Annotated in this window: 14 protein-coding genes; 9 read left to right on the top strand and 5 right to left on the bottom strand. The window is 66.1% G+C overall.

The features are described 5' to 3' along the window. The 3 genes from U4960_RS14700 to U4960_RS14690 all read left to right on the top strand — a co-directional run bounded on the left by U4960_RS14700 (position 1) and on the right by U4960_RS14690 (position 2,674). On the top strand, positions 1-213 hold the full coding sequence (locus U4960_RS14700) for a hypothetical protein (protein WP_324261359.1): 213 nt from the start codon (positions 1-3) through the stop codon (positions 211-213). After that, positions 210-1,709: an Asp-tRNA(Asn)/Glu-tRNA(Gln) amidotransferase subunit GatB gene (gatB, locus tag U4960_RS14695; protein ID WP_324261358.1), complete on the top strand. Its 1,500-nt coding sequence runs from the start codon at positions 210-212 to the stop codon at positions 1,707-1,709. Before U4960_RS14700 ends, gatB begins: the two co-directional genes overlap by 4 nt. 98 nt (positions 1,710-1,807) lie before the next feature. Continuing rightward, positions 1,808-2,674 (top strand): hypothetical protein, encoded by an 867-nt coding sequence (locus tag U4960_RS14690; protein ID WP_324261357.1) that lies wholly within the window; start codon positions 1,808-1,810, stop codon positions 2,672-2,674. 9 nt (positions 2,675-2,683) lie between these two features. Here the strand turns inward: U4960_RS14690 and U4960_RS14685 are convergent, their stop codons facing one another. Both U4960_RS14685 and U4960_RS14680 read right to left on the bottom strand, forming a co-directional pair. Beyond that, complete coding sequence (locus U4960_RS14685; protein WP_324261356.1) at positions 2,684-3,748, bottom strand: NAD(P)-dependent alcohol dehydrogenase; 1,065 nt, start codon at positions 3,746-3,748, stop codon at positions 2,684-2,686. Between the two features lie 117 nt (positions 3,749-3,865). Next, on the bottom strand, positions 3,866-4,660 hold the full coding sequence (locus U4960_RS14680) for an SDR family oxidoreductase (protein WP_324261355.1): 795 nt from the start codon (positions 4,658-4,660) through the stop codon (positions 3,866-3,868). Between the two features lie 141 nt (positions 4,661-4,801). Between U4960_RS14680 and U4960_RS14675 the strand changes: the two genes are divergently transcribed. From U4960_RS14675 to U4960_RS14655, 5 genes are all read left to right on the top strand, one after another. Further along, complete coding sequence (locus tag U4960_RS14675) at positions 4,802-6,130, top strand: alkaline phosphatase PhoX (protein WP_324261354.1); 1,329 nt, start codon at positions 4,802-4,804, stop codon at positions 6,128-6,130. Positions 6,131-6,153: 23 nt separating this feature from the next. Next, a complete protein-coding gene (locus tag U4960_RS14670) occupies positions 6,154-6,714 on the top strand; it encodes a hypothetical protein (RefSeq protein ID WP_324261353.1) in 561 nt (186 codons plus the stop codon). Between the two features lie 84 nt (positions 6,715-6,798). Next, positions 6,799-7,260, top strand: coding sequence for a Dps family protein (locus U4960_RS14665; protein WP_324261352.1), 462 nt, complete (start codon positions 6,799-6,801; stop codon positions 7,258-7,260). A 96-nt stretch (positions 7,261-7,356) separates the two neighbouring features. Next, complete coding sequence (locus tag U4960_RS14660) at positions 7,357-7,995, top strand: 6-phosphogluconolactonase (RefSeq protein WP_324261351.1); 639 nt, start codon at positions 7,357-7,359, stop codon at positions 7,993-7,995. After that, a complete protein-coding gene (locus U4960_RS14655; protein ID WP_324261350.1) occupies positions 7,983-8,456 on the top strand; it encodes an NUDIX domain-containing protein in 474 nt (157 codons plus the stop codon). Before U4960_RS14660 ends, U4960_RS14655 begins: the two co-directional genes overlap by 13 nt. Here U4960_RS14655 and dinB read toward each other — a convergent pair. Further along, positions 8,442-9,557 carry a DNA polymerase IV gene (dinB, locus tag U4960_RS14650; protein WP_324261349.1) on the bottom strand — a complete coding sequence of 372 codons (1,116 nt, stop codon included), beginning with the start codon at positions 9,555-9,557 and terminating at the stop codon, positions 8,442-8,444. The genes U4960_RS14655 and dinB overlap by 15 nt on opposite strands. Before the next feature lie 117 nt (positions 9,558-9,674). On the opposite strand from dinB, the gene U4960_RS14645 reads away from it, so the two are divergent. Next, positions 9,675-10,949, top strand: coding sequence for a multidrug effflux MFS transporter (locus U4960_RS14645; RefSeq protein ID WP_324261348.1), 1,275 nt, complete (start codon positions 9,675-9,677; stop codon positions 10,947-10,949). Here U4960_RS14645 and U4960_RS14640 read toward each other — a convergent pair. Then, on the bottom strand, positions 10,946-12,499 hold the full coding sequence (locus U4960_RS14640) for an acyl-CoA carboxylase subunit beta (RefSeq protein WP_324261347.1): 1,554 nt from the start codon (positions 12,497-12,499) through the stop codon (positions 10,946-10,948). The genes U4960_RS14645 and U4960_RS14640 overlap by 4 nt on opposite strands. 112 nt (positions 12,500-12,611) lie before the next feature. Then, positions 12,612-14,480 carry an acetyl/propionyl/methylcrotonyl-CoA carboxylase subunit alpha gene (locus U4960_RS14635; RefSeq protein WP_324261346.1) on the bottom strand — a complete coding sequence of 623 codons (1,869 nt, stop codon included), beginning with the start codon at positions 14,478-14,480 and terminating at the stop codon, positions 12,612-12,614. Between the last annotated feature and the right edge of the window lie 48 nt (positions 14,481-14,528).

Here is a 14,528-nt window from a genome sequence, read left to right as displayed (position 1 = left end):
GTGACCGGCACCGCGACTTTCATCTTGATTTTCCTCGTCGCCTTCGTGCTGATCGGCGGCGTAGTGATGTACCTGTCCAGGACTATCGAACACGGCGAGGCGCGGTTTGATGCGAGCGGCAGGGTGATAACTGACGAAGAGCCCGACCATGGCGAACCGGCCTGCTCTGCGAAGCGCGCCGGGCCGGTTGACAAGACAGGTACCGAGCAATGAGCACTTACCGCATCCAGGGCGCAACCGGCGAATGGGAGGTCGTGATCGGCCTCGAAGTCCACGCGCAGGTTACCAGCCAGTCCAAGCTGTTCTCCGGTGCCAGCACCGCGTTCGGGGCGGAGCCGAACAGCCAGGTCAGCCTGGTCGATGCGGCGATGCCGGGAATGCTGCCGGTGCCCAATGCCGAATGCATCCGCCAGGCGGTCCGCACCGGCATGGCGATCGAGGCCCAGATCAACCGCTGGAGCCGGTTTGACCGCAAGAACTACTTCTACGCCGACCTGCCGCAGGGCTACCAGATCAGCCAGCTCTACCACCCGCTGGTGGGCGAGGGGAAACTGCTGATCGAAGCCGACGAAAAGGCCGGTATCCCCGAAGACAAGATCATCGGGATCGAGCGGATCCATGTGGAGCAGGATGCGGGCAAGCTGATGCATGACCAGCATCCGACCATGTCCTATGTCGACTTGAACCGCTGCGGCGTGGCGCTGATGGAAATCGTCAGCCGCCCCGACATGCGCAGCCCTGCCGAAGCCGGGGCCTACGTGCGCAAGCTGCGCTCCATCCTGCGCTATGTCGGATCGTGCGACGGCAACATGGAGCAGGGTTCGATGCGGGCGGACGTCAACGTCTCGGTCCGCCGCCCGGGTGACGAGTTCGGCACCCGGACGGAGACCAAGAACGTCAACTCGGTCCGCTTCGTCATGGCGGTGATCGAACAGGAAGCGCGCCGCCAGGTCGACCTGATCGAGGATGGCGGCACGGTGGTGCAGGAAACCCGGCTCTACGATCCTGACCGCAACGAGACCCGCTCCATGCGGAGCAAGGAAGACGCGCACGATTATCGCTACTTCCCCGATCCCGACCTGCTGCCGCTGGTGCTGGAGGAGGATTTCCTCGCTGACTGCCGCGCGAGCCTGCCGGAACTGCCCGATGCCAAGCGCAAGCGTTACGTCGAGGTGCTCGGCCTCACCCCCTACAACGCGCGCGAACTGACCGCCGAGGTCGAGACCTTTGCCCGGTTCGAGACCCTGCTGGCCGAAACAGCCTCTGTGCTGGGCAAGGGCGAGCCGGAGGTGGCGACGCAGGTCGCCAACTGGTCGCTCTCGGTCGCGCCCGGAGTGATGAAGGCGCTGGGTGACAGTGCCGACCCGGCCCACGGCACGGCCGCGGCGCAGGCTGCGATCCTGAAGATGCAGGCCGCAGGCGAGATCAGCGGTGGGCAGGCGAAGGAAATCTACGAAATCGTCCTCACCACCGGCCGCGCGCCGGAGGAAATCGCCGCAACCGAGGGGCTCAAGCAGCTCAGCGATACCGGCGCGATCGAAAGCGTGATCGACGAGGTGCTCGCCGCCAACGCCGACAAGGTCGCCGAATACCGCGGCGGCAAGGACAAGCTGTTCGGCTTCTTCGTCGGCCAGACAATGAAGGCGCTCCAGGGCAAGGGCAACCCGGCCGTGGTGAACGACCTGCTGAAGGCGAAGCTGGGCGGGTAGCACTGGCAACCACTTCCAACCAGCGGGGCATATCGACATTGCGGATTAGCAAGGGCCTGATATGCTCATAAAACTGGGGCAATGGACGGGGTTTCAACATGAAGATCAGATCGCTTCTGCGTAGCACGTTCCTTGCGGCCGCCCTGGTGCCAGTAATGTTGGCTGCACCCCTGTCTGCTGAAACATTGTCGAACGATGACGTTATCATGCTATTAGAGGCTGGGCTCGGGGAAGAGGCAGTCATTGCCAAGATCGAAACCAGTGATGGTAATTATCTTACGGATACAGCCAACTTGCTAGCACTGCGCCAGAAGGGCGTGCCGAGTACAGTTATTGCGGCAATGGTCAAAAGGTCCGTTGTGCCAGTGGAAATGTCGGACAGTTCGGCAGACCCCATGGCACCGCATTTTCCAGGCCTATATCTGTTCGATGAAGCGGCTGCCCAACCGCGCATGTGGAAGATCGATCCCACATCTTCCACTCAAACCAAGACCGGCGGGATATTGGGCTATGCGCTCACGGGCGGCATCGCGAGCGCAAGTGTGAAAGCCGTCATTCCCGGCGATAAGGCCAAAATTGCCTCACGGGTAAGTCGGCCGGTTTTTTACGTATATTTTGATAATGATGCCGGAAATTCGAGTGGCATGTTCTCGACAGGTTTTGGCGCTGCCATCCAAACTCCAAACGAGTTTTCTCTCGTGAAACTAATGGAGAAAAAGGGCAAGCGAGAGGCGCGCATTGGCAGCATGAACATCGGCGGTGCCAAGGCGGGCGTTATGGATAAAGATCAGATTGCGTTTGACTATGAGCAGATCGCACCTTCCGTGTTCAAGGTTACGCCGCTGAACGACCTAGAGCCGGGACAGTACGGCTTCGTTTTTGCGGTCGGCGGAGGTGTGGGTCCAGGCCTTGCCGGAAGCGCAGGAACTGCTGGTGCAAGGGTCTTTGCATTCGGGGTCGAATAACCCCGCCAATCACCCCAAACTCGCCATATCGATCACGAAGCGGTACTTTACGTCGCTCGCTTCCATCCGGTCGTAGGCGTGGTTCACGTCCTGGATCGGGATCGTCTCGATTTCCGGCAGTACGCCGTGCTCGGCGCAGAAATCGAGCATTTCCTGCGTTTGGGCGAGCCCGCCGATGCCGCTGCCGGTCAGCACCTTGCGGCCCAGCAGCAGGCCGGAATGCATTTCCGGGAGCATGTCGATCACGCCCACCAGCACCTGCACCCCGTCAATCCGCAGCAGGTGGAGATAGGGCGTCACGTCGTGGCGCACCGGGATGGTGTTGAGCACCAGGTCGAAATAACCGGTCTTCGCCTTCATCGCCACGCGGTCAGTGGTGTTGAGGAAGGCGTGCGCGCCGAGCTTTTCCGCGTCGGCGCGCTTGCTTTCGCTGCGGCTCAGCACGGTCACTTCCGCGCCCATCGCCGCCGCCAGCTTGACCCCCATGTGGCCCAGCCCGCCAAGGCCCGCCACCGCCACCTTGCTGCCCGGCCCGACCTTCCACGTCCGCAGCGGTGAATAGGTGGTGATCCCGGCGCACAGCAGCGGCGCTGCTTCCGCCATCGGCAGGCCTGCCGGCACCTTGAGCACGAACTCCTCGCGGCACACGATCCGGTCGGAATAGCCGCCATAGGTGGGGCTGCCATCGCGCCGGTCAGTGCCGTTGTAGGTGCCGGTCATCCCGCCGTTCTGGCAGTATTGCTCCAGATCGGCGTCGCAGTGGCGGCATTCCATGCAGGAATCGACCATGCAGCCGATTGCCACCCGGTCGCCTATCTGATGGCGCGTGACGCCTTCGCCCACGGCCGCCACCGTGCCGACGATCTCGTGGCCGGGAACAACCGGATAGGTCGAACGGCCCCAGTCGTTGCGGGCCGAGTGCAGGTCCGAATGGCAAATGCCGCAGTGGCTGATGTCGATCAGCACGTCGTCGTGACGCAGGCCCCGGCGGGTGAAGCTGAACGGAGCGAGGCCGCTGTCCGGCGAGGTCGCGGCATAGCCTTTGGCGGGATATTCGTTGGTGGAAGTAGCCATGGACGACACCTTTCGTGGTCAGAACTGGAACGAGCCGCAGGCTCGCAAGGGCGACTGCCCGCCGGCCGGTAGGCCGCCCCCGCGGAGGCGTTGGCGCAGCCAACTAGCCGTGAGCGATCATTTCGGCGGCATTCTTATGGCGCCATCCAGCCGGAACTGGTGGCCGTTGATATAGCCGTTGCGGGCAATCTCCAGCACCAGCGAAGCGAATTCCTCCGGGTGGCCGAGCCGCTTGGGGAAAGGCACGCTGGCGTTCAGTTGTTCCCACATCGGCGGGTTGCGATCCTTCATCCCCAGCATCAGCGGGGTGGCGAAGATGCCGGGCATGATCGAATTGACCCGGATGCCCAAGTCCATCAGGTCGCGCGCCATCGGCAGGACCAGGCCATTCACCCCGGCCTTGCAGCTGCCGTAGATGACCTGGCCGATCTGCCCGTCCTGCGCCGCGACGCTGGCGGTGAGGACAATCGCGCCGCGCTCGCCGTCATCGGTCACCGGATCGCTGTTGGCCATGCCGAGCGCCGAGATCGAGGCAACGCGGTAACTGGCGACCAGCACGCCTTCCGCGCCGAAGGCATAGTCTTCAGTCGAGAGCCGCTTGTAACCGCCGCTGGCCTTGTCCCAGCCCACGGTCTTGCCCCGGCGGCTGGCCATGGCACAGTGCACGGTCAGGCGTTCCTGCCCGTGGGCGGCGCGGGCGGCGGCGAACCCGGCCTCGACCGATTCCTCGCTCATGATGTCGACATGGTGAAAGCTGCCGCCGATCTCCTGCGCCGTGGCTTCGCCTGCCTCGTCGTTGATATCGAAGATGGCCACCTTGCACCCGGCGGCGGCCAGCGCCCGCGCAGTCTCTTGGCCCAGGCCGGAAGCCCCGCCGGTGACGACGGCGGCAAGCTCTGATCCGATCTTCATCTTAATGCCTCTCCCTTGTTCAGTGCGCGTAACTCTATCCCTCGGGTCGCCCGGCGCAAGCGCGCGATTGATAGGACAGGATGCCTATCGAGGATTGACGCAGCCGCTCTGCGCCCGCATTCCCGCATCGACATTCCCAACATGAGCTTGTTCCCGATGGTCGCACTTGCCCCCACACGACGCCGCTTTCTCGCCGCGACCGGCAGCGCCTTTGCCGCGCTGGTTGCGAGCGGCTGCTCTACCCGGATGGCGGCAAGCGGCGCGATGGCTGACGGCTATGGCGCTCTGGTGCCCGATCCGGCCGGCCTGCTCGACCTGCCGCAGGGCTTTTCCTACCGCGTCATCTCCAGCCTCGGCGATGCGATGGACGATGGCGGCACTGTGCCTGACGCAGCCGACGGCATGGGCTGTTTCGACATTGGCGGCGGCAAGCTCGCGCTGGTCCGCAACCACGAACTGCGCCCCGGCCAGGGGGCGGGGGCCACGCTCACCAGCGGGTATGGCACCATGCCGGATGGTTCGTTCATGCCCGGCGGCACCACCACGCTTGTGCTCGATGCCAGGACCCTCAAGGTCGAGCGCCAGCACCGCTCGCTCGCCGGAACGATCCGCAACTGTGCCGGCGGGGTGACCCCCTGGGGCAGCTGGCTCACGTGCGAGGAACCGTCCAGCCTGCTCACCCGCACCACCCACCACGGCTATGTGTTCGAAGTGCCGGCCACGGCAACCGGGCTGGTCGATCCCGTGCCCCTGAAGGCGATGGGCCGCTTCAACCACGAAGCCGCCTGCATCGATCCGGCCAGCGGCATGGTCTACCAGACCGAGGACCGGGAGGACGGCTTGCTCTACCGGTTCGTGCCCAAAGTGGCGGGCAAGCTGGCTGAAGGCGGAACCTTGCAGGCGCTGGTGATCGAAGGGGGCGTGACCGACACCCGCAACTGGAGCGGGCTGGACGTGGCACGCGGAGCCAGACTGCCGGTGCGCTGGATCGACCTCGACGATGTCGAAGCACCCAAGGACGATCTGCGCACCCGAGGCATTGCGGCTGGCGCGGTTCCGTTTGCGCGGGGTGAGGGCATGTGGATGGGCGAGGGCGAGCTCTACTTCTGCTGCACCAACGGCGGCGCGGCCAAGCTGGGCCAGATCTTCCGGCTGGTGCCGGGCCGCGGCGGCAAGGCCGACACGCTCGAGCTGTTCTTCGAATCCGACAGCACCGAGCAGTTCAACTATGGTGACAACCTGGTGGTTGCGCCCAATGGCCACCTGGTGGTGTGCGAAGACCAGTACAGCGATACGGTCGACAACTACCTGCGCGGGATCGACACCTCTGGCCGTGCCTATCCGCTGGCGCGGCTGAAGCAGCAGACCGAGCTGGCCGGGGCCTGCTTCGCGCCCGATGGCAGGACGCTGTTCGTCAACGCCTACAGCCCCACCCGCACGCTGGCGATCACGGGGCCCTGGCGGGCCTGAGGCGCGCCTGACCGGCACCGCCGATGCCTGCGTTTTTCCTGGCCCTTGTGGCTGCCGCGCTGCTCTCGCTGGGCGCGCGCGATCAGGTGCTGGTCGGGCGGCTGGCGCTGGCGCGCGGCGGGGCGGCCGGGCTGATCCCGGTGGTGCTGGTGGTGACCGCGCTTTCCAGCGGGCTGATGGCCTGGGGCGGATCGCTGGTGGCGGCCCTGTTGCCCCCTGCGGCGAAATCGATGCTGGTCGCCTTCGCGCTGGGGGCGGCGGCATTCGAGCTGGCCTGGACCCGCAAGGACACCGTACCGCGCGAGCCGACCCATTCGCAGTTTGCCCTGTTCGTCGTCCTGCTGGCGCGGCAGCTGGGTGATGCCGCCCGGTTCTGTGTCTTCGCGCTGGCGGCGGCGACCGCCAACCCTCCCTTGAGCGCGCTGGGTGGGTGGCTTGGGGGCGCGGCAGTGCTGGTGGTGACTCTGCTTGCGCCGGAGGATCTGGCCGACCCGGCGCGACTGCGCCCGCTCCGGCTGGTGCTGGCAGGGCTGTGCGCGATCGCGGCCCTGATCCTGGCCCTGGGCGCACGCGGCCTGCTATAATCGAGTTAGCCGATTAATGACATCGTGACTAATCGGGAAACGGAAAAACTCAACGGGCGTATAGTCTCCGAAAGGGGAATCGATATGACCGATACCAAGCACAATTCGAAACAGGCGCTGGTGGAAGGCCTCAACGGCCTGCTGGCCGATTATCTGGCGCTTTACCTCAAGACCAAGAACTTCCACTGGCATGTGTCCGGGCCGCGCTTCCGCGACCTGCACCTGCTGTTTGACGAGCAGGCCGCCCAGCTGATCGGCGTGGTCGATCTGATCGGCGAGCGTGTGCGCAAGAACGGCGCGGCCACGCTGACCTCGATCGGATCGGTGGTCGCGCATACGCAGGTCGCCGATCAGGACGATGCCGCGCTTTCGGCAGAGAAGATGGTCGAGGAACTGCGCCGTGATAACGCGGCGCTGGTCAAGCGCCTGCGCATGGTCAAGGAACTGGCTGGTGAAGCTGGCGACAACGCCACTGACGGGATCATCGACGACTGGACCGACCAGGCCGAGGAACGGGTCTGGTTCCTGACTCAGACCGCCGCCTGATCCCCGGCACTGGCGCATACCTATTCCCCTGCCTGCCGGGCTTTTCCGGGCGGGCAGGGGATTGCGCGCCGCGCCCGGCTGCGTCACCAAGGGGCGATGGAAAAACCTGCAGAACTGCCCGCAGAATTGATTGCCGACGCCGACAGCCGTGCCATTGCGGACTGGCTTGAAAATGCGCTTGGCGCAGCATTTGAGCGCGCCAGTGGCACTGTGGCGGTGACGGTCCCCGGCGGTTCCACCCCGTTCCCGATCCTGGCTGAACTGGTGCGGCGCGAACTCGACTTTGCCCGGTTGGAGGTCTGGCCCAACGATGACCGGATCGTGCCGGAGGACCATGAGGCATCCAATACCGGCAAGCTGCGTGCGCTGCTCGAACCGGCCGGCGCGCGGGTGGTCGCTTTGACAGAGGACGCCCTGCCGCCGCACTTCGCGCTGACCTGGCTCGGCATGGGAGAAGACGGGCACATCGCCTCGCTGTTTCCCAACACCGATCCCGATCCGGCAGACCCTGCCATGGTGCGCCGCCTGACGCCCGATCCCCTGCCGCCGCACGCCCCGTTTGACCGGATCACGCTGACCATCCCGGCCCTGCTCGATTGCGATGCGCTGCTGTTCGTGATGCGCGGGGCTGACAAGCGGGCCGTCTTTTCGGCGGCCCTGGCGGGCGAGAGCGACCTGCCCGTGGCCCGGTTGCTGGCCGCGGGCAGCGGGCAGCCGGTCACATGCTTCACCTGATCCCGGCACCGCTGCACCGCGCGCTCCTGCCGCTGGCGCACCGGCTGCGGCGGCGCTGGCGGCAGTGGCGCAAGGTGCCGCTGGCCGGGTGCAGCGTAATCGTGACCCGGATCGACGGCGCGGTGCTGCTGGTGCGGCACAGCTATGGTTCGGGCCACTGGTCGCTGCCCGGGGGCGGGATTGGCCGGGGCGAGCCGCCCGAGGCCAGCGCGCGGCGTGAACTGCACGAGGAACTGGGGCTGGAGCCCTATCGCATGGCGCTGGTGGGGGTGCTGGAGGAAACTGTCTCGGGCTCTTTCCATACTGCCCACCTGTTTCACTGCGTGGTCGACCGCGAGCCGGTGATTGACCGGCGCGAAGTGATCGAGGCGCGCTTTTTTCCGACCCATTCGCTGCCCGAGCCGCTTTCGGCAATCACCCGGCGGCGGCTGGAAATGTGGCGGGGCTCACAGGAGCGATAGCTGCGCGGTGTCCGGTTCCGGCTCCGGCGGGCGATCCCCGTCAAGGTTGGACAGGGTCAGCCCCATCAGCCGGATCGGCAGGGGCAGGGGCAGCAGCTCGTCCAGCAGCCGGCGGGCAATCGCGGCAAAGGCCTGCCGGTCTGGCACGGCATGACCCTGCGAATGGGCGCGGGTGACATTGCGGAAGTCGGTGTATTTCATCTTGAGCGTGACCGTGCGCCCCTTGGCGCCGCTCCTTTCGATGCTCTCCCACACGATCCCGATGATGCTCTCCAGCGTCTCGCGCAGCGCCGCGCCGGTGGAGATATCGTGCGCGAGCGTGCGCTCCCCGCCGACCGACTTGCGCACGCGGTTGGCGCGGACGGGGCGCAGGTCGATCCCGCGCGCGGCGCGGTAGAGATAGTCCGCCATGCTGCCGAAATGCTCGCGCAGGAAGGCGAGATCCTTGGCAGCCAGGTCTGCTCCGGTGGCGATGCCGAGCCGCTGCATCTTCTCCGCGCCCTTGGGGCCGACGCCGTGAAAACGCCGCACCGGCAACCCCGCGACGAACTGCGCACCCTGCCCCGGGCGGATCACGCACAGCCCGTCAGGCTTGTTCTGGTCGCTGGCGATCTTGGCGAGGAACTTGTTGTAGCTGACCCCCGCGCTGGCGGTGAGCTGGGTTTTGGCGCGGATTTCCTGCCGGATCAGCTCGGCAATGCGGGTGGCGCTGCCGATGCCGAGCTTGTCATTGGTGACGTCGAGGTAGGCCTCGTCGAGGCTGAGTGGCTCGACCAGGTCCGTGTGGTGGCGGAACACGGCCCGGATCTGGCGGCTGACGTCCTTGTAAACGTCGAACCGGTGGCGCACGAAGATCAAGTCCGGGCACAGCCGCCGCGCAGTCACCCCCGGCATGGCCGAGCGTACCCCGAACGTGCGCGCTTCGTAGCTCGCCGCCGCCACCACCCCGCGCCCGCCCGATCCGCCCACCGCGACCGGCTTCCCCCGCAGCTCGGGGTGGTCGCGCTGCTCCACGCTGGCGAAGAAGGCATCCATATCGACATGGATGATCTTGCGCAGGCCGGGGGCCTCTTCGGCGTGGTCGGGCGGGGTGTCGCTCACGCTGGTGACGATAGCGCCGGGCGCGCCGGGCGGGAACCACCGGGCGCACTGGCACTTTTGTTGTGCAGTGCAAAATTAGGGTGGCCAAGCGCCGCCGCGGCGCGCAAGGATTGCCCCATGACCACCCCCGCAACCCGGCCTGCCGCCCGCCATGAACGGGACATCAGCCAGCGCGAGCTGATCGTGCTGATGGCGCTGCTGATGAGCCTGCAGGCATTCGGGATCGATTCCATGCTCCCCGCGCTGGGCGTGATGGGCGGGGAACTGGGCGCCACCGGCAACGAGCGGCAGTTCGTGATCAGCGCCTATTTCCTCGGCTCCGGCATCGGCGCGTTCTTCCCCGGTGCCTTTGCTGACCGGTTCGGCCGCCGCCCGGTGCTGTTCGTGGGGCTGGTTTCCTATGTCGTCATGTCGCTCGCCTGCGCGCTGGTGACGGACTTTACCACCCTGCTGGTGCTGCGGCTGGTGCAGGGCATTGCCTGCGCGGGCCTCAGCGTGGTGCCGACCGCCATCGTGCGTGACAAGGTGGGCGGGGACCGGATGGCCAGCATGATGAGCCTGATCATCATGATCTTCCTGGCCGTGCCGATCTTTGCACCTGCAATCGGCCAGCTGATCCTGCTGGTGGCAGACTGGCGCGCGATCTTCGGCGCGATGGCGGTGGCCGGCACGCTGGTCATGCTGTGGGTGTGGTGGCGGCTGCCCGAATCGCTCACCGCGGAAAACGTGCAGGATCTCGATGCGCGCACGATCCTGAAGAACATGGGCGAGGCGCTCTCCAACCGGGTGGCAGTCGGTTACGTGGTCGGCAGCGCGCTGGTGTTCGGATCGCTGTTCGGCTTCCTCAATTCCAGCCAGCAGCTGATCGAGGAGAGCTTCGGCGCGGGCAACTACTTCGCGCTGATCTTCGGTGCCTCGGTGTTCGGCATGGTCATCGCCAGCTTCACCAATTCGCGCATTGTCGAACGGTTCGGCGCGCGCCGGGTGAGCCATACCGCCCTGCTGGTGTTCCTGGTGGTGGCGGTGCTGCAGATGATTTCCGCCGGGCGCGGCGGGCAGACCCTGTGGGAATTCGTGCCGCTGTTGGCCCTGAGCATGACCATGCTCGGGTTCGTCGGCGCCAATTTCAGCTCGATTGCGATGCAGCCGTTCCAGCATATCGCCGGGGCCGCATCATCGGCGCAGACCAGCGTGCGGATGGTGACCGGGGCAGTGCTCGGCGCTCTGATCGGGCAGGCTTACGACGGCAGCGCCTTCCCGCTGGGCGTGGCCATGACCCTGTGCGCCGTGACCGCGCTGGTGCTGGTGCTCTACAGCGAGCGGGGCAAGCTGTTCCGCCGCCCGGGCGAGGCGCACAAGTACATGATCGTGCACGATATCCTGCGGAACTAGGCTTCGCTTTCGAGCCTCCGCCACGCGAGGCCCGCGAATTCGCACAACAGGGGCCGGGTGTCGCGCGGGTCGATGATGTCCTCGACGTTGAAGCGTTCGGCAGATCGGAAGGGGGAGGTGACCTTCGCCAGCCGTTCGCGGATTTCCTCCAGCAGCGCGGCGGGATCGTCGGCCGCTTCGATCTCCGACTTGTAGGCAACCTCCAGCCCGCCCGCGATCGGCAGGCTGCCCCAGTCTCCGCTCGGCCAGCAATAGCGGTACTGATACCGCTCGGCATTGCTCATCGCGCTGCCCGCAATGCCATAGGCGCGGCGCAGGACAATGGAGGCCAGCGGCACGGTGGCGCGGTAGATCGCGTTCATCGCGTTGACGCCGTATCGGATCGTCCCCGCAATTTCCGCTTCGCGCCCGATCATGAAGCCGGGGTTGTCGACGAGGTGGACGATGGGGAGCCGGAACTGGTCGGCAAGGCGGACGAAGCGTTCGACCTTTTCGGACGTTTTGGCCTCCCACGATCCGCCCAGATAGCTCGGATCGCTGGCAATGACGAAGACCGGCCAGCCATCCAATCGCGCAAAGGCGGTGATAGCAGCGCGGCCCCAGTGCTTGCCGATTTCGAACACGGTGCCGGAATCGAACAGCATCTCCATGCAGCGGCGCATCGAATAGACCTGTTTCGGGGCGCGCGGGACAAGGCTGAGCAGTGCCTCCTCGCGCCGGTCGGCGGGATCGTCGCAAGACGAGCGGCGGGCGGGCTGGCCGACATATTCGGGCATGAAGCTGAGGAAATGCCGCGCGCGGGCGAAGGCTTCGGCCTCGCTCGCCACCTCGTCATCCACCACGCCGTTGCGGGTGTGGATCGCCGAGCCGCCGAGCGCCTCCTTGGCCTCCTCGTGATTGGCCGCGCCGCCCTTGTAGGCATCGCCCAAGCCATCGACCACGGCGGGGCCAGCGGCGAAGATCTGGCTCAAGCCCTTGACCATAATCGAATAATGGCTGGCGACAGTCCGCGCCGCGCCGAGGCCCGCCGTGGGGCCGAGCGCCAGCGCCACCACCGGCACCGTGTCGAGGTTGGTCACCACATCGCCCCAGCCAGGCACCGCCGGGATATAGGTCGCGCCGATCAGTTCCAATGTCTTGACGCTGCCGCCGCCGCCGGTGCCGTCGATCATGCGGATGATCGGGAGCTTGAGCTGATGCGCCATCATCTCGGCCTGCACCATTTTGCGCGCAATGCCCGCGTCTGCCGCGCCGCCGCGAATGGTGAAGTCGTCGGCTGTGGCGACCACGGGCCGTCCGTTGATTAGCGCCTTGCCGAACAGGAACGGGGCGGGAGTGACGCTGGCGAGGTCACCATTGGCGTCATACTTCGCCGAACCTGCAATCTTGCCGATTTCGCGGAAGGAGCCTTCGTCACACAGCGCCGCCAGCCGCGCGCGGGCGTCCATCTTCCCGCGCCCATGCTGCCGCGCCACCTTGTCCGCGCCGCCCATCTGCTCGGCCAGCGCCTCGCGCTGGCGCAGTTCTTCGAGTTCCTTGGCCCAGGTCATTCCCTCTCCCCTCCCCCGTCATGGCGAGCGCAGCGAAGCAATCCAGAGCGGAAGTGCGCAGCAGCTCTGGATTGCCGCGTCGCTTCGCTCCTCGCAATGACGAAAACAGGAGTTAGGCCCCCGCAGGCACCACCTTGCACAGCACCGCATCAACCTGCACCTGCGCGCCCGCGCTGACCGATAGCCCCTCGATCACCCCGTCGAAGGGCGCAGGTAGGGCGTGTTCCATCTTCATCGCCTCGAGCACCAGCAGCCGCTGCCCGGCGGTGACGGTCTGGCCTTCGGCAACATCGACCGCAATGACCTTGCCGGGCATCGGCGCGATGATCGCGCCATCGGCGGCGGAGGCTTGGCCTGTGCCGCGTGCTGCAAAAGGACGCAGGGCGAAGGTCTCTCCCGCTTCGTTCAGCCACACCGTTTCGCCGTCGTCCAGTTGCAGAACCCCGACCGCGGGCTGCGAGGCATCGCCCTTGACCACCTCATTGCCGAGCATCATCGCCACCTCGCTCCGGTCAGGCGCGTTGAGGCGGAAACCGGGAACCCTGATCGGCATGTTGTCGGCTGACCGATGCAACATCGAGAGCGCCGCCTGGTCCAGCGCCAACTGCGAGGGCACAATCGCATTGGCCCAGTCCGGATTCCTGCCGATCAGGCCGGTGTCGAGACGCGCCCCGATAAACCCGTCCGAAAGCAGTGCGCGCAGCAGGAACGGGGCATTGGTCTTGACCGGGAAAACAAGTTGCTCGCTGAGGCAATCTTCCATCCGCCAGACGGCCTGTTCCCGGGTGTCGGCGTGTGTGACGATCTTGGCGATCATCGGATCATAGAAAGGCGAAATGGCGTCGCCTTGCGCCACCCCGGTTTCGATGCGGGCGTAGCCATCGTCGATGGCGAACATTTCGAGTGTTCCGGTGCTCGGCAGGAACCCCTTGGCCGGATCCTCCGCATAAAGCCGCGCCTCGATCGCGTGACCGTTGATCGACAGATCCTCTTGGGCGAGGGGCAGCGGCTCCCCGCTCGCCGCGCGCAGTTGCCATTCGACCAGGTCGACCCCGGTGATTTCCTCGGTGACGGGGTGTTCCACCTGAAGCCGCGTGTTCATCTCCATGAAGAAGATGCGGTCGGCACGCAGGCCTTCGCTGGCGTCGGCGATGAATTCGATCGTGCCTGCGCCCTCGTAATCGACCGCCTTGGCCGCGCGCACGGCGGCGGCGCAGATCGCTTCGCGGGTGGCCGCGTCCATGCCGGGGGCGGGGGCTTCCTCGATCACCTTCTGGTGGCGGCGCTGGAGCGAGCAATCGCGCTCGAACAGGTGGACGACGTTGCCGTGGGCGTCGCCGAACACCTGCACCTCGATATGGCGGGGCGAGGTGATCCACTTTTCGAGCAGCACCTCGTCATTGCCGAAGCTTGCCTTGGCCTCACGGCGGCAGGATTCCAGCGCGGCGGCGAAATCGGCGGGGGCATCGACCTTGCGCATCCCCTTGCCGCCGCCGCCCGCCACGGCCTTGATGAGGACGGGGTAGCCGATGGCCTCGGCCTCCTTGGTCAGCCGCTCGACGGATTGATCGGAGCCGTCATAGCCCGGCGTCACGGGCACGCCCGCTGCGCGCATGAGCTGCTTGGCCGCGTCCTTCAGACCCATGGCGCGGATGCTGGCAGGCTTGGGGCCGACCCAGATGAGGCCGGCGTCCAGCACGGCCTGCGCGAAGTCGGCGTTCTCGGAGAGGAAGCCATAGCCGGGATGGATCGCATCCGCGCCCGTCTGCTGGGCCGCCGCAATGATCTTGGCGCCCACCAGATAGCTTTCGGCGGCAGGCGAGGGGCCGATATGCACCGCCTCGTCGGCCTGGCGCACATGCAGCGCCTTGGCGTCGGCATCGGAATAGACCGCGACCGTCGCCACGCCCATTTCGCGCGCGGTTCGGATGATGCGGCAGGCAATCTCGCCGCGGTTGGCGATCAGGAGTTTGGTGATCATGCTGGCGGGTTAGACCGGGCGGTGGGGCCTGTCGAGATAGAGCCGATC

This window comes from Altererythrobacter sp. H2, assembly GCF_035319885.1.
GTDB lineage: Bacteria > Pseudomonadota > Alphaproteobacteria > Sphingomonadales > Sphingomonadaceae > 34-65-8.
Note: the sequence above shows the minus strand (reverse complement) of the source record. Positions and strands in the feature narration are given on the sequence as shown.

What these genes read in the sequence shown, in the direction of transcription:
- gatB (WP_324261358.1), top strand. Translation starts at nt 210, where the DNA reads ATGAGCACTTACCGCATCCAGGGCGCAACCGGCGAATGGGAGGTCGTG.
- U4960_RS14690 (WP_324261357.1), top strand. Translation starts at nt 1,808, where the DNA reads ATGAAGATCAGATCGCTTCTGCGTAGCACGTTCCTTGCGGCCGCCCTG.
- U4960_RS14685 (WP_324261356.1), bottom strand. Translation starts at nt 3,748, where the DNA reads ATGGCTACTTCCACCAACGAATATCCCGCCAAAGGCTATGCCGCGACC.
- U4960_RS14680 (WP_324261355.1), bottom strand. Translation starts at nt 4,660, where the DNA reads ATGAAGATCGGATCAGAGCTTGCCGCCGTCGTCACCGGCGGGGCTTCC.
- U4960_RS14675 (WP_324261354.1), top strand. Translation starts at nt 4,802, where the DNA reads ATGAGCTTGTTCCCGATGGTCGCACTTGCCCCCACACGACGCCGCTTT.
- U4960_RS14670 (WP_324261353.1), top strand. Translation starts at nt 6,154, where the DNA reads ATGCCTGCGTTTTTCCTGGCCCTTGTGGCTGCCGCGCTGCTCTCGCTG.
- U4960_RS14665 (WP_324261352.1), top strand. Translation starts at nt 6,799, where the DNA reads ATGACCGATACCAAGCACAATTCGAAACAGGCGCTGGTGGAAGGCCTC.
- U4960_RS14660 (WP_324261351.1), top strand. Translation starts at nt 7,357, where the DNA reads ATGGAAAAACCTGCAGAACTGCCCGCAGAATTGATTGCCGACGCCGAC.
- U4960_RS14655 (WP_324261350.1), top strand. Translation starts at nt 7,983, where the DNA reads ATGCTTCACCTGATCCCGGCACCGCTGCACCGCGCGCTCCTGCCGCTG.
- U4960_RS14645 (WP_324261348.1), top strand. Translation starts at nt 9,675, where the DNA reads ATGACCACCCCCGCAACCCGGCCTGCCGCCCGCCATGAACGGGACATC.
- U4960_RS14640 (WP_324261347.1), bottom strand. Translation starts at nt 12,499, where the DNA reads ATGACCTGGGCCAAGGAACTCGAAGAACTGCGCCAGCGCGAGGCGCTG.
- U4960_RS14635 (WP_324261346.1), bottom strand. Translation starts at nt 14,480, where the DNA reads ATGATCACCAAACTCCTGATCGCCAACCGCGGCGAGATTGCCTGCCGC.